13 protein-coding genes are annotated in these 14,339 nt (G+C 58.4%); 5 read left to right on the top strand and 8 right to left on the bottom strand.

All coding sequences use genetic code 11. The annotated features are described in order from the left end of the window. Positions 1 to 16: 16 nt before the first annotated feature. Positions 17 to 823, bottom strand: coding sequence for an ATP-grasp domain-containing protein (locus tag HCU74_RS12650; protein ID WP_168450777.1), 807 nt, complete (start codon positions 821 to 823; stop codon positions 17 to 19). 178 nt (positions 824 to 1,001) lie between these two features. Here HCU74_RS12650 and HCU74_RS12645 point away from each other — a divergent pair, with 178 nt between their 5' ends. The 5 genes from HCU74_RS12645 (at position 1,002) to HCU74_RS12625 (ending at position 5,306) form a co-directional block, all read left to right on the top strand. Beyond that, positions 1,002 to 1,634 carry a DUF2959 domain-containing protein gene (locus HCU74_RS12645; protein WP_168450776.1) on the top strand — a complete coding sequence of 211 codons (633 nt, stop codon included), beginning with the start codon at positions 1,002 to 1,004 and terminating at the stop codon, positions 1,632 to 1,634. Positions 1,635 to 1,669: 35 nt separating this feature from the next. Then, a complete protein-coding gene (locus HCU74_RS12640) occupies positions 1,670 to 3,109 on the top strand; it encodes an SLC13 family permease (RefSeq protein ID WP_168450775.1) in 1,440 nt (479 codons plus the stop codon). A gap of 25 nt (positions 3,110 to 3,134) precedes the next feature. After that, complete coding sequence (locus tag HCU74_RS12635) at positions 3,135 to 3,527, top strand: MAPEG family protein (RefSeq protein WP_168450774.1); 393 nt, start codon at positions 3,135 to 3,137, stop codon at positions 3,525 to 3,527. Between the two features lie 165 nt (positions 3,528 to 3,692). Further along, positions 3,693 to 4,538: a hypothetical protein gene (locus HCU74_RS12630; RefSeq protein ID WP_168450773.1), complete on the top strand. Its 846-nt coding sequence runs from the start codon at positions 3,693 to 3,695 to the stop codon at positions 4,536 to 4,538. Between the two features lie 66 nt (positions 4,539 to 4,604). Beyond that, complete coding sequence (locus tag HCU74_RS12625; protein ID WP_168450772.1) at positions 4,605 to 5,306, top strand: hypothetical protein; 702 nt, start codon at positions 4,605 to 4,607, stop codon at positions 5,304 to 5,306. A gap of 18 nt (positions 5,307 to 5,324) precedes the next feature. On the opposite strand, the gene HCU74_RS12620 is transcribed toward HCU74_RS12625, so the two are convergent. The 7 genes from HCU74_RS12620 to HCU74_RS12590 all read right to left on the bottom strand — a co-directional run bounded on the left by HCU74_RS12620 (position 5,325) and on the right by HCU74_RS12590 (position 14,335). Beyond that, complete coding sequence (locus HCU74_RS12620; protein ID WP_168450771.1) at positions 5,325 to 7,076, bottom strand: SulP family inorganic anion transporter; 1,752 nt, start codon at positions 7,074 to 7,076, stop codon at positions 5,325 to 5,327. Between the two features lie 4 nt (positions 7,077 to 7,080). Next, a complete protein-coding gene (locus HCU74_RS12615; protein WP_168450770.1) occupies positions 7,081 to 7,503 on the bottom strand; it encodes a protein tyrosine phosphatase family protein in 423 nt (140 codons plus the stop codon). A gap of 77 nt (positions 7,504 to 7,580) precedes the next feature. After that, on the bottom strand, positions 7,581 to 8,477 hold the full coding sequence (locus HCU74_RS12610; RefSeq protein ID WP_168450769.1) for an MBL fold metallo-hydrolase: 897 nt from the start codon (positions 8,475 to 8,477) through the stop codon (positions 7,581 to 7,583). 42 nt (positions 8,478 to 8,519) lie between these two features. Beyond that, entirely contained in the window at positions 8,520 to 9,512 is a 993-nt protein-coding gene (locus HCU74_RS12605; protein WP_168450768.1) for a cytochrome d ubiquinol oxidase subunit II, read from the bottom strand. 3 nt (positions 9,513 to 9,515) lie between these two features. Then, complete coding sequence (locus HCU74_RS12600; RefSeq protein ID WP_168450767.1) at positions 9,516 to 10,880, bottom strand: cytochrome ubiquinol oxidase subunit I; 1,365 nt, start codon at positions 10,878 to 10,880, stop codon at positions 9,516 to 9,518. A gap of 254 nt (positions 10,881 to 11,134) precedes the next feature. After that, positions 11,135 to 12,190, bottom strand: a complete 1,056-nt coding sequence (locus HCU74_RS12595) for a CNNM domain-containing protein (RefSeq protein WP_168450766.1) — start codon at positions 12,188 to 12,190, stop codon at positions 11,135 to 11,137. Between the two features lie 129 nt (positions 12,191 to 12,319). Next, positions 12,320 to 14,335, bottom strand: a complete 2,016-nt coding sequence (locus tag HCU74_RS12590) for a TonB-dependent receptor (protein ID WP_168450765.1) — start codon at positions 14,333 to 14,335, stop codon at positions 12,320 to 12,322. Positions 14,336 to 14,339: the final 4 nt, after the last annotated feature.

The raw sequence follows: 14,339 nt of genomic DNA, 5'->3' as shown, positions 1-14,339 counted from the left end.
GGCAGAGCGCGGGTATTCAAGCGGCCCGTCGCCGGGGGCGCGAGGGAAAGTCGCTGGGTTGTGACGCGCTCAGCAGATAGCGCTGTATCGCTTCCCGCGGCGCGCGCTCGCCGCCGGGAATGGCCTGATTACCAAACAAGCGATTGAATTCCAGTACATAGGGGTGGTTGCCGACCATGGCGATATCGAAGCCGGCATGATTGATATCCAGCGACCTGGCCAGGTGCAAGGCCAGGTCAATGGCGACCTGTGGTACCGGGCTGTAGTCAGCGGCGCCGCCCTTGGCAATATTGTTGTAAAAGCCCTGATCGGACTGCAAGCGCCAATAGGCCGACACCACCTCGTCACCCACCACCACAATACGAATATCCCGGTCGATGGGCAGGTATTCCTGCACGTAGATCACTTCGGTGCGGGCCAGGTAGGCGCGCCAGTCGTCGCGCTGCTGAATAAGCCAGACCCCGCAACCCTGTGCGGCCTTGGGTAGCTTGGCAACAAAGGGCAGCAGCATGTCCTCCCACACGGCGTCGGCATTTTCGGCGGTGTTGGCGCGGATTACAGTGTGAGGTGTCTGCGCCGGGGCGACCATCTCAAAGGCTCGGGTCATTTCGATTTTGTTGTGACCCAGACGGTAGCTGGCTTCGCTGGGGAATATTCGCGCCTTGAGGCCATAGGTGAGGGCGTTGACCTGCCAATACTCCGGGAACAGTACCCAGTCGGCAGCACTGATCTCGTCCCGGTGGCGAAATACCTCGCCGGGTTTAAGTTGAAGGGTGTCGGGAAAGCCGAGGGTGCGAAAAATATCGAAGGAAATCCATGCCATGATGTGACACTGCAAATTTGAGGTGGCGCTTTTTATCGCCAAACCTTGCGGCGGTCAAGGGGACTTTTTCGCAATTCTCCACGGCGACGCCCAAAGGCCCCGGCGGGCAGGCGACATTGCTGATCCGTTGGTCAGCGGCTACCATTGCACTACTATTCTGCTAATAACCGGAATCATTATGCGCGCTCTTTGGTCAATGCTGGCACTGGTCACCCTGCTGGGCTGCGAGTCCACTTATTACAACGCGATGGAAAAGGTCGGTGTGCACAAGCGCGACATTCTGGTGGACCGGGTCGATGAGGCCAAGGGTGCCCAGCTGGAAACCCAGCAGCAGTTCAAAGATGCACTGAGCGAGTTTCGCGCCGTGGTGAGTATTGAAGGTGGCGATCTTGAGGCGCGCTACAAGCGCCTGAAAAATGAATACGACGACAGCGAGACGGCGGCCCGAAACCTCAGTGAACGCATTGAAAAGGTAGAATCGGTGGCCGAAGCCCTGTTTGACGAATGGGAAGACGAGCTTAAGTTGTACAGCAACTCGCGGTTGCGCGCGGACAGCGAATCCAAACTGAAGGCCACCCAGCGCCAGTATCGAGGATTGCTCAGTGCCATGCAGCGCTCCGAGAAAAGTGTCGAGCCGGTGCTGGCGGCGCTGCGGGATAATGTGCTGTACCTGAAACACAATCTCAATGCCTCGGCCATCGGTGCCCTCAAGGGGGAGCTGAATACCATCGACCGCGATGTACAGAAGCTTATCAGTGCGATGGAAAGTTCGATCAAGGAGTCGGACGAATTTATCCGCCAGCTCAAGTAGCGTGCAGAGCTGTGCGGTGTAGTGCGGGAGGTTAGATGACGTCGTCGAGCCTACTATACCTGAGCCGCCGTTACACACCCCTGGTCCTTGGCCCGGCACTGTTGTTGATGACCTTGGTGGTGGCGCCGCCCGCAGGTTTTTCCATTGCGGCGTGGCACTGCGCTGGCCTCGCACTGTGGATGGCCCTGTGGTGGGCCACAGAAGCCATTCCCCTGCCGGCGACGGCGCTGTTACCGCTGCTGGTCGCCCCCTTGGTTGGGCTGTCACCTTTAACGCCGGTGGCGCAATCCTACGCACACCCCATCGTGTTACTGTTTATGGGGGGATTCATTCTTGGTCTTGCCATGCAGCGTTGGGAGCTGCATCGCCGGTTGGCACTGTTGATTCTGTCGCGGGTGGGTGGCAAGCCGGAGGCCCAGATCGGCGGCTTTATGCTCGCTACTGCCTTTCTCAGTATGTGGGTCAGCAACACGGCCACCGCGGTGATGATGTTGCCGATTGCCCTGTCAGTGCTGGCGGTCTTGCCCGACGACCAGTCCCCAGCGCGCCGTCGTTTCGGCCACGTGTTGCTGCTGGCGATTGCCTACAGTGCCAACATCGGAGGAATTGCCACACTGATCGGCACTCCGCCCAATGCCATGTTGGCGGCCTATCTCGCGGCGAATCACCAGATTGAGCTCGGCTTTTTACAATGGATGACACTGGGGCTACCTCTGACAGTGGTGCTGCTTGCCATCTGTTGGAAGCAACTTTGCGCCGGCGGCTTTGCCGGCCTGGGCGAGGGCGTTGGCGGGGCTGAATTTGGTCGTATGCTGTCGGCACTGGGGCCAGCCAGTCGAGCGCAGCGGCGGGTGTTATGGGTATTTATCAGCACGGCATTGGCTTGGGTGCTGCGTCCGGTCTATAGCGATCTGTTACCCGGTATTAGCGATACCGGCATTGCCCTTGCCGCCGCGTTGGCGCTGTTCGTTATACCAGCGGGTGAGAGCAAGCGACCCCTGTTGACCTGGCCCGAGGCCGAGGGTTTGCCCTGGGGTGTGCTGCTGTTGTTTGGCGGCGGTTTGGCGTTGGCGGGGCTGATTAGTGAATCCGGCCTGTCCGATTGGATTGCAATACAATTCGGTGCGCTGGCCGGCTGGCCTGAGCTGTTGCTGGTGTTGTGTCTGGTGCTGCTGATGGTGTTCCTCACCGAATTGACCAGCAATACCGCCACCACGGCGGCGTTTCTTCCCCTGCTCGGGGCACTCGCGGTGGCCACCGATGTGTCGCCGCTGTTGCTGTGCACGGCGGCGGCAATAGCGGCGTCCTGTGCGTTTATGATGCCCGTGGCGACGCCGCCAAATGCGGTGGTGTTCGGCAGTGGTGAATTGCCGATTCGGGTAATGATGAAACACGGGCTATATCTGAACCTGAGCGTTACACTGGTGCTGAGCCTGACGGTCTGGGTTGTGGCCGGACTGTGGTGGCAACCGTAACCACGGACAGAGGAAACGCCGACAGATGAATATCCCCCTTTTGTGTATCGCGCTGTTGGGCAGCCTGTGCATCGGCACTGGCTTTGCCGTAAGCCTCGCCCGGGCAAAAACCAATCGTGCCGCCGGGCACTCCACCGAACCTGACGACTACCTCCACAAGCGGGTGCGCGCCCACGGTAATACGGTGGAATACACCCCGGTTCTGATGGTGATTATCTACATTGTCAGCCAGTCGCAAATGACGTCGTGGATGCTGTGGTTTATGGTGATCGCCACCATTTGTCGCTTCCTGTTGGTGGCGGGGCTGATTCTCCCGCCCACCATGGCAAAACCGAACTCCATGCGCTTCATCGGCGCGTTGGGCACCTATATCTGCGGTTTTGCTCTCTGTGCGGCGCTGTTTATGCAGGCGATGTAGCGCCAGCGTCGACGGTATTGCTTCACAATCTGTTTAATCCCCGCTGGAATTCAGCGTCTATCCTTTGCCCTCGCCGGGCAGGGGGGTATATTGGCCAAGAAACGCTGCTAAAGCCGAATAACATTGGCAGTGGTTAGCCGGTTGCTCACCAATAAGGATATTGAGATGACAACATTACTTCCGATTGCGCCCATTCTGCGGATAGGAGTTGGTAGCCTCCTGGCACTATTGCTGACAACCTCCTGTATGGAGCACGACGCGTCCTCCATAGATACATCTCAAGAGCACCACTCGACCGATGCTGGCTACGATGAGTCGGTTCACGAACCTGACGCTATCGTCGAAGAAGCGCCGCCAGAGATGGCGCCGATGCCAGCGCCGGTGGAAGCTGATGCGACGCCAGCGCCGGTAACGGGTGGCGGCCGCGATCCTGCCTCGGTGGAGGGAGGAGAGGAATACAAGGTAGTGTTGGGCGCGGAAGAGCAGCTGCAGTTACCCGGCTTGCCTGGTGAATTGCGGGTGTGGATCGGACCGATAGATCGTGACCCCACACTGCCGAACCATTTCGTTGCTGATGAAACACGGGTGCCAGCGGAGGGAAAGTCGGCGGAAGTAGAGCCCTTTGCGCCGGGCTTTGAGGTCTCGCCCGCGGCAACACAGTGTATTAAGCTTCATCCCAGTGGTTCGGAAGTACGCTTTCAATTACGGCCAAAGTCTGCGGGCGACTTCAAAGTAGGTGCGGATATCCGGCTATACGACAGTGTGGATTGCAGTGGTTCGCCGGTGCCGAAAACGGCGGCGACTTTAACGGTTACTGTCGAGGTTAGCGCCCCGGACTGGTTAATGGCTAAAGGCAATGAGCTGTGGCAAATTTTCTGGGATCAATTTATTGAATTTTGGGCGGCCTTTTTGGGGTTGTTTTTCGCCCTGCTATTATTCCTGTTCAAAAAATCCCTGAAACGGCGATTTGGCTTTGGTGAGGGGGATGATAACGGTGGTCCGCCAGCGTAAATCCGCCACCGGCAATTACTCGGTGGCGCAATCATGGAGTGTTGATAAGGTTCACAAGGAGGCGATATGAACAGACAACAATGGCCCTTCACTATTCCTTTGTTTATTGCCGGTCTGGTGTTTAGCACCGCGGGTTTTGGTCAGGGTGACGATGGGCAGCAGATGCCCGCCGGTATGCCGAATATGGCGGAAATGATGAAGCAGATGCCGCCGGAACAGGCGGAGCTGCTGCGCAAGATGATGAGCGGCCAATACGATAATGATCCCGATGGAATGATGCAGGAAATGAGCGCCGCCGATGCCACCGCCCAGCGCCGCCGCGACCAGCAATTTGCCGAGGAAAAAGCCCGTCGCGACGCTGAGCGCAATGCCGCCGCCGCGCGTCCACCGGCGCCGGCCAATGGTTGGGTGAACGACTTTGTCGGCCGCTATATGGTCGCGCTGAAAGCAAGTCGCTCGCTGGCGGAAACACAGCACTTTCGCGCACCGCAAGGCCAATCGCACCGGGATACCGAGAGCGTATTGAACAATGCGCCGGCGGTGGCCCGCCAGCAGCTGGATATCATCCACCGAGCCCTGTCCCGTTGCAGCAACGTGCAGACCCACCTTAATGGCGACGATCCTACGGCGCGGGAAAACGGTGAACACGCCTATCAGGTGTTGAACAACGGGGTTGAGGGGAATTACTGTTTTACCATGACTCTGGCACCCAATAGAGCAGGTTCCGGAGAGCCATGGCTCATCGGTTTTGAGCAGTGGGGAGGCTAGCGGGCATCGACGACTGACTCAGATTGACCAGTCCGGTGCGCTACCGGTGTCCGGCTTCTTACCAGCGGCGATTATAGTGCTCACGGCCAGGTGCTGCGACAGGTGGACCTGGCCGCTCAGTTGCCCCAGAAAATCGGTTTTCTTCAGTACATCCATCACCGGGCCTTTCAATTCAGAAAGATGCAAGCGGATATCCCGCTCCTTCAGACGCTGGTTGATGGACTCCAGGGCATCCAGTGCACTGAGATCGATTTCATTGACGGCGGTGCACATCAGAATCACGTGGCGGGTGTGGGGATAGTCCTCCAGCAAGGCGTAGATTCGGTCCTCGATAAACCCGGCGTTGGCAAAATAAAGGCTTTCATCAATACGCAGGGACAGAATTTCATCGTGGGTAATCACCCGGTGGCGGTTGATATTGCGGTAGTGCTCGGTGCCGGGCACTTCCCCCACCACTGCCATATGGGGTTGGGAGGTTTTGTACAAATGCAGGGTCAGCGACGCAAATACTCCGCAGGCGACGCCGGCTTCGACCCCAACCAGCAGGGTCAGGGTAATCGTGGTGACCACAGCAATAAAATCCGAGCGATCGTAGTTCCAGGCTTTTTTGACAATGGACAGGTCGATCAGCGCCAGCACGGCAACAATAATGGTCGCGGCGAGAGTGGCCTTGGGCAAATAGGCCAGCAGCGGGGTGAGAAAAATGGCGGCTAAGGCGATGCCGATGGCAGTGAATATACCCGCCGCCGGAGTTTCGGCACCCGCGTCAAAGTTCACTACCGAGCGGGCGAAGCCACCGGTCACCGGAAAGCCCCCTGATACCGAAGACGCGATATTGGCGGCTCCCAGCCCAAGCAGTTCCTGATTGGGGGAGATTTTCTGGCGTTTTTTAGCCGCCAGGGTATGTCCCACCGATACCGATTCAACAAAGCCAATAATGGAAATAAAGATTGCCGACAGCCACAGCTCCTGCCACAGGCTCTGGCTCAGCTCCGGCATTGCCAGTGCGGGCAGGCCCTGGGGCACAAAGCCGACCAGCGCAACCTGCCGCTCGTCGAGCTGGAAGACCGCTGCGGCCACGCTGCTGATAATCACGCCGAAAATGGGCCCGGTCTTGCTCAGCAGGGTGGCGCTATAGTCTGACAGACCAAAGGTGAGCAAGAGCCGTTTCAAACCATTGCGGGCCCAGAACAGAAAGCTGAGCACCGGCAGTCCAATAGCCAGGGTGTAGGGATTGGTATTGCCCAGCTCTGCCAGCAAGCTGGAGAGTAATGAGGGCAGGGTTTCGCCGTGGGCGTCGATGCCCAGAATATGGCGCAACTGGCTACAGGCGATCAAAATGCCCGAGGCGGTGATAAACCCGGCGATAACCGGGTGGGACAAAAAATTGGCCAGAAAGCCCAGCCGAAATACCCCCATCAACAGCAGAAAAGCACCGGAAAGCAGCGCCAGCAAGGTGGCCGCAGCCAGATACTCGTCGCCGCTCAGGGGGCCCAGAGCGCCGATGGCCGAAGCGGTCATCAGCGACACTACCGCCACCGGCCCAACCGACAGTGACCGGCTGCTGCCCAGCAGGCCGTAGGCGATCAGCGGTAACATGCTGGCGTAAAGGCCAACCTCGGCGGGCAAGCCTGCCAGCAGCGCATAGGCCAGCGACTGGGGTATGAGCATAATGGTGACGATAATCGCCGCCAGCAGGTCACTGATCAGCGTGCCGCGGTTGTATTCCCGCGACCAGCTCAGTATCGGCAGAGCCTTCTCCAGGCGCATGGGTTTACTGGCTTGCGCGCAGGCTCAGAGTGTCGCGCAGCGCGCTGATGTCATAGCCGGCAGCGGCGGCGGTGTTGATGATGTCGTCGATTTTATTCGCCGAAGCCTGGCTCAGCGCCCACAGATGAGTACAGCGGGTGCCGGTGCGGCAGTAAGCGTGGGTGACTTCGCCGCTGCTCAGCAGGGCGCCGAATTGGCTGATATCTTCTGCGGTGATCTGCCCGGGGACAACAGGCAGGAAGTGGCACTGAATACCGGCGGCTTTGGCGCGGTCGGCGATGACGGCATATTGGGGCTGGTCAGCGGCCTCGCCGTCGGGGCGGTTACAGATCAGGTGTTTGACACCGCGGCTGGCCAGGGCGTCGATGTCGCTGGGTGTCAGTTGTCCGGACACCGTGAGGGTTTCGCTCAGTGTTTTGATATCCATGTGTTGGTGCTCCTTTCTGTGAGGTAAACGGGCTGGTCGGAGATATGCCCTATGCTTATAGACTTGCCAAATAAAAATTACAAAACATTCAACGGAATTTTCAGAAATACCGTGCCATTGGATTCCGCAGGGGGAAAGTGTCCGGCGCGCATATTCACCTGCAAGGAAGGCAGAATAAGGCGCGGCATGCCGAGGGTGGCGTCGCGCTCTTCCCGCATACGAACGAAGTCGCTCTCGGCGATGCCGGTTTTTACATGGATATTCTGCGTGCGCTGATCCTTGATAGTGCTCTGCCAGGCCAGCTCGCGATCATTGGGTCGGTAGTCGTGGCAGACAAACAGGCGCAGCTCGTCGGGCAGTGACAATAGCCGCTGAATGGACTGGTACAACTGGCGGGCGTCGCCGCCGGGGAAGTCGGCGCGGGCGGTGCCGCCATCGGGCATAAACAGGGTGTCGCCGACAAAACAGGCATCGCCGATAACATGGCTCATGCAGGCGGGGGTGTGTCCGGGGGTGTGCAGGGCCAGGGCCGGCAAAGTGCCGATAGAATAGCGCTCGCCGTCGGTGAACAGATGGTCAAATTGGGAGCCATCGCGAGCGAACTCTGTGCCGGCATTGAATATTTTACCGAAGGTATTCTGCACCGTGATGATGTCTGCACCGATGCCAATAAGGCCGCCAAGGTGCTCCTGAATGTACGGCGCGGCGGAAAGGTGGTCGGCGTGTACATGGGTCTCAATGATCCACTCGAGCTGCCACTGTTGCTGGCGAATATAGGCAATAATCCGGTCGGCGCCGCGATGGGCGATATGCCCTGAGGGCATATCGATCTCCAGCACCGAGTCGATCACCGCACAGGCGTCGCTGTCCGGGTCGCGAACCACGTACGAGAAGGAGCTCGTCGCCTCGTCGAAAAATGGCACAACGACCGGCGTTGCGCGGGTCTCATTGGGAAGCACCGGAGTCTCGGTCATACATCCTCCTTGCTGAGCGGGCTGGTTGTCGTACGTAGCGACTTATTCATAGCTGAGTTCTGTCGCCTTGCCGTGGAAAATTCGGTACACCACGATGGTGTAGGCGATAATCATCGGTATTGTTAGCGCCACCCCAACCAGGGTGAATTGCAGGGATTTCACCGATGCTGCCGCCTCCCAAATGGTCATTTGGCCAATAATGATTTCCGGGAACAGGCTGTAGGCCAGACCGAGGCTGGCCATCAGGCAGATCACCACGGTCATGCCGTAGAGCAGCCAGCTGTGGCGCTGGTAGAGGTCATTGCCACGACGGATAAACAGCAAAATACCACCGTAGCAGGCGAGGCACACCAGTGGAATTGGCGCGAGAAGAATAGCGTTGGGCAGGGTGAACCAGCGCTCGGCAATCTGCGGGCTGATCATCGGAGTTGCCACCGAAACCAGCAATAAACCCAAGCCCATAGGCCAGATCGCCAGCCGCGCCCAGGCTACACTTTTGCGCTGCAGGCTGTTCTCGGTTTTTATCAGCAACCAGCCGCAGCCCAGAATCAGGTACAGGGCGGGCAGCGACAGGGCGATCAACCCAGAGAACAACAGTCCGGTGCTGTCTTCGCGCAGGCCAGTGACATAAGACCCCAGCATCCAGCCCTGGGCCAGAGAGGCGGTCAGCGAACCGAGGGCAAAAGCGCGATTCCACAACGCGCGGCGGTGATCCCCCGCTTTTACCCGCAGATCAAAGGCCACGCCCCGAAGAATCAGCCCCATCAGCATAATCGTGACCGGCAAATACATGTGGGTGAGAATAATGCCGTGGGCGAGGGGAAAGGCGATCAATAAAATGCCGACACCGAGGACAATCCAGGTTTCATTGGCATCCCAGAAGGGGCCAATCGACGCGATCATCAGGTCTTTCTCCGCCTCGTCGGCGAAGGGGAGCAGCATGCCGATGCCGAGGTCGTAGCCGTCGAGAATAACGTAAATCAGCAGCGCGGCGCCCATGGCTGCCATATAGAAAATCGGTAATCCGTATTCCATGACTCAGCCCTCCTCGTTATCTACGGTTGTGCGGGATTTGCGGAAATGCGCGGGTCCCAGCGCCAGCGATGCCGCGGGTTTGTTCGCCATATTGCGAATGGCGCCGATATAGCTGACCAGCAAAAAGGCATAGAGCAGAATATAGCCGATCAGAGTGCCGCCGACGGTGGCACTGCTGTGGTCAGCCACTACATCCTCTACCTTGACCAGCCCCTGCACGATCCACGGCTGGCGGCCAATCTCCGTGACATACCACCCGGCGAGCACCGCGACCCAGCCGGAAAAGGCCATGGCCGATAGCGCCAGCAGTAGCGGGCGGCTGCCTTTGCGGCCGCCGCGCAATTGCCAGCTACCCCACCAGGCCACCAGTAACATCAGCCCACCCATTGCGAGCATCACGCGGAAGGAATAGAACACCATGCCGACGGGCGGGTGCTCTCCGGGAAAATCGTTCAATCCCTGAATCTCGCCATCCAGTTCATGGGTGAGAATAAAGCTGGCTGCATAGGGGATTTCAATAGCGTAGCGATTGCTGCGGGAATCCTCGTCGGGCAGTGCGAACAGGGTAAAGGGCACTGCGGTGTCGGTGTCCCAGACCGCCTCCATCGCGGCGATTTTTGCCGGTTGATGTTCGCGGGTATTCAGCCCGTGCAGATCACCGATGATGATTTGCAGGGGGGCCATGATGGCGGCGAGAAATACGCCGGTGCGCATAACCTTCCAGGTGGCAGGGCCATCGACCTTTGAAAGCGCCCGCCAGGCGCTGACTCCGGCAATCAAAAATGCCGCAGTAAGAAACGACGCCGTCAGCATATGAAAAAAGCGATAGGGGAAGGAGGGGTTAAAGATCACTTCCACCCAGCTGTCGACCATGACCACGCCATTCTCGATGTAGTAGCCGGCGGGAGTCTGCATCCAGCTGTTCAGCGACAGAATCCAGAAGGCCGAAAGGGTGGTGCCAAAGGCGACCAGAAAGGTGCTGAGCAGGTGCAGGCGATTGGACACCCGGTCTTTGCCAAACAGCATAATGCCGAGAAAAGAGGCTTCGAGGAAAAACGCGCTGAGCACCTCGTAGCCCAGCAGAGGGCCGGCGACGTTGCCGACCTTTTCCATGTATCCGGGCCAGTTGGTGCCAAACTGGAAGCTCATGGTAATGCCGCTGACCACGCCCATGGCAAAGGTCAAGGCAAAGATTTTCACCCAGAATAAATAGGCGTATTCCCACGCGCGGTCGCCGGTCTGGGTATAACGCAGCCGGAAAAAGAGCAGAATCCACGCCAGGCCGATGGAGATCGCCGGGAAGAGAATGTGAAAGCTGATATTGGTGGCGAACTGTATGCGCGCCAGAACGAAGGGGTCGATATCCATCGTAACCTCGCTTATAACCAATGAGAATTAATATATTCACTTTTGATCTAAAAGGCCAGAGCGCAATGTTTGTGCCAGGGCCCGCTGATCGGGGGCTACTGTAGCGTGAACAGTGGGGGACTACCCTGTGACATAATGTCCCACCCGCGGCGATTCTAGGCTATCCCGCCGCCAACCACAGTGCCCCGGAGGGGCGCTGCGGGCGGCATTTCAGCCAACCCCGTGTGTCTTTGGCCAGAACTGTCGGTGCGTGTTCAGTTATCGTCCGGTGGCTGGTAGCCGATTTTGTGGGCGCGCTGCTGCCAGCGCTTTCTGGCCACCTGTTGCATGTCGGTGGCGCGGTCTTTTTCGTCAACGATCTCAACACCCAGCATGGTTTCCAGTACATCTTCCAGGCTGATGATGCCCTCGACCCCGCCATATTCATCCACTACCAGCATCAGGTGAACGTGAAGCTCCAGCATCTCGTTGAGGGCGTGGCTGAGGGCCATGCTGGGTAATAGCGCGGGGAGTTCGCGGCGGTAGTTCTCCAGTACCGCTTTGCCATTGCCTCGCGCCTGGGCCAGAAACAGATCGCTGCGAAACACGAAGCCGGTAATGTCCTCCTGGTTCTTGTCGAACACGGGAATACGTGAAAACGGCACTTGATCGTGTTTGTGGAAAAACTCCTCGACGGTCAATTGCTGTGACAGGGAAAAAATCACCACCCGCGGCGTCATCGCATCGCGCACTGGCGTGCTGCGCAGTTTCATCAGGTTTTTCAGAAAGCTGGATTCCTGCTGGGCGAGTAGCCCGTCCTCAGAGCTGATGTCTGCCATGGCGGCAAACTCGCTGCGGCTAAAGCCATTGAGGGTGTGCTCTACCGGAATATTGGCGGTAATGCGGTTGGATAGTTTGACCAGGGGATAAAGCAGAATAATCAGGTATTTCAACGAGTAAGCGGTAATTGGCGCGAGCTGCCGCCAGTAGGTGGCACCGAGGGTCTTGGGAATAATCTCGGAAAAAATCAGAATCAGCAGAGTCAGAATTACGGAGGCGATGCCGACATAGGCGCTGCCAAAAACCGCCGCCGCCTGGGCACCCACCCCCGCTGCACCAATGGTGTGGGCGATGGTATTCAGCGACAGAATGGCCGCCAGCGGGGTGCTGATGTCGTCTTTCAGCCGCTTGAGCAGGGCTCCGGCCCGTTGCCCCTTGTTACTCATGAGTGCGATATGGGCGCTATTCACGCTGAGCAGCACCGCCTCGAAAATCGAACAGGCGAAGGAAAATACAATCGCAATCAGCAGATAAGTAACGAGGAGAACCATGGGTTCGGCGTGCCTTTTCAGTGCATATCAGACTCTATTTCTACCATCCGCAACCCTACTGTTTCCACTAAATTTCCCCAGTTTCCCCAGGGACAGACCCCGGGGTCTGTCCCTGGGGTCTGTCCCCTATCAGAAGTGGTAGGTGAGGGTGGCGCGGAGGGTGCGCGGTATCATTGGGTGGGAGTGGTAGTCTTCCTGCAGGTCGGCGGTGGGCGTCGGGCGCGATTCATACCAATAGGTGATGTCGTTATCGTCGCTGTCGAAGAGGTTGAGCACTTCCACTGAAAGTGCCAGCCCCACTGCGAATTGCATTCCCAGATTGGCGTTGACCACGGTGGTGGCGTCGGATTTTCGGTCGCCGGACTCGGTCAGGTTGCGGGGTCCGAAATAGCGAATACGCAAGCCGCCATAGTAGCCTCTGCCACTTTCCAGGCTCAGCCCTGCGGAGAATACGTCTTCAACGCTGTCGGGAACGTTTTGCCCAGTGAACTCGCCACTGGAAAAAGTCGCCTCGGATTGGGTGTAGTCGGCGTCGACGATCAGCCAGTCGGTGGGGCGGTAGTAGGCACTGAGTTCGATACCGGTGCGACGGCTGGCGTCCTTCGCTTCGGTGGTGCCGTCGTCACCGACAAACACCAGTTCGGAATCCAGCGCCAACCTGAACGCCACGACGCTGAGCTGCAGTCCCGCAACGGTGCTATTGGTCACCCCGATTTCGTAGCCCTCTGACTCTGACATCAGCGGAACGTCACCGCCCACCACGCCTCGGGCGTCGTTGGAGTGGTAGCCCTGGCCGTAGTTCAGGAACAGCGCGGTGTGCTCGGAGAGATCTGCGCGCAGGCTGAGCTTTGGGCTTAGCAGCTGCTCGTCGCGACGGCCGCTGTCGGCGTTGTTCAGCCTGTCGGTAACATCAACTTCCATGTGGTCGTAGCGCAGGCCGACGGTGCTGGCCAGTGCCGGTGTCCACTGGGAGAGAATACTGCTGTGGGCGCTGAAGGAGGTTTCCTCGACACTGGCCCGGCTGTCCATTGCGTAGATGCGGCGGTCGATGCTTTTGCCAACGCCGACATCCTTGATATTGTCGTGCCGCAAATCACTGCCCAGTTGCAGCTTGTGGGTGGGGCTGAGCTCCCACTCATAGGACACGCCACCGCCGTAGAGCAATCGGTCGTCAAACTGGGTGACCTGATCGCCGTTTACCGGGTCGTTGGCGTAGTAGGTGAAATTGCCGGTTAGCTGCAGGGCGTAATCAACAATGTAGGCGTTGGTTTGCAGCCGCTTGTCGTCGGCGAGGGTAAGCCATTGATTAATTGCCAGCTGATAGCGGTGGGTGTCGCCACCGGTGCCGGTGTCCAGGCTGTCGAAGCGGTTGAGCTGGCCACTGTCTACATAGCGCTGAGGAATCTGATCGGTGCCGTTCCAGCGCGAGTCAAAGTACAGGGCTGACAGGGAGAGGCCGCCTTCGGCATGACCCCAGGTGTGTTTCAGGAAAACATTGTCCCGCTTCAGGGCGTCGGGGTGGCTCCACGGGCCGTCATTTTCCATCTTCGACAGCCCGTAAACCCAGTTTCCGCTGCTCGTGTCGCCGCCGCCGAGTAGCAGCGCTCGCCGATAGCCGTCTTCGCCGATGCTCAGTTTCAGTGTGTGTCCCTGTTTCGCGCTGGCGTAGCTGATGTGGGATGAACCCGCTGAGGCAAAATCGCCGCTGTCAGCGTAGTAGGGCCCTTTGCGGTAGACCATGCTGTCGATCAGCTCGGGGATTAAAAAATTCAGATCGCTGTAACCCTGACCGTGGCCGTGGGTCACCATATTCACCGGAGCACCCTCGATAAAGGTGGCGAAATCGGTGCTGTGGTCGAGGTTGAAACCGCGCAGAAAGTACTGATTGGCTTTGCCGCCGCCGCTGTGTTGGGTAATCACCATGCCGGGGATGGTTTCGAGAATCTCCGCCGGCCTGAGAATCGGACGGTGCTCAAGCTGATGGGCCAGCACAGTACCAGCGGACGCAGCTTCGGCCCGGCCCTGTAATGGTGGAGCACTCGCTCTGCCCGTCACCAGCAATTCTTCGATATCGCCGTGAACGCCCGCGGCAAAAGACGGCAGTGCCACCGAGGCCATCAGGCCGGTTAATAAGTGTTTTTTCATGTGT

The organism is Spongiibacter thalassae (assembly GCF_012272835.1).
GTDB lineage: Bacteria > Pseudomonadota > Gammaproteobacteria > Pseudomonadales > Spongiibacteraceae > Spongiibacter > Spongiibacter thalassae.
Note: the sequence above shows the minus strand (reverse complement) of the source record. Positions and strands in the feature narration are given on the sequence as shown.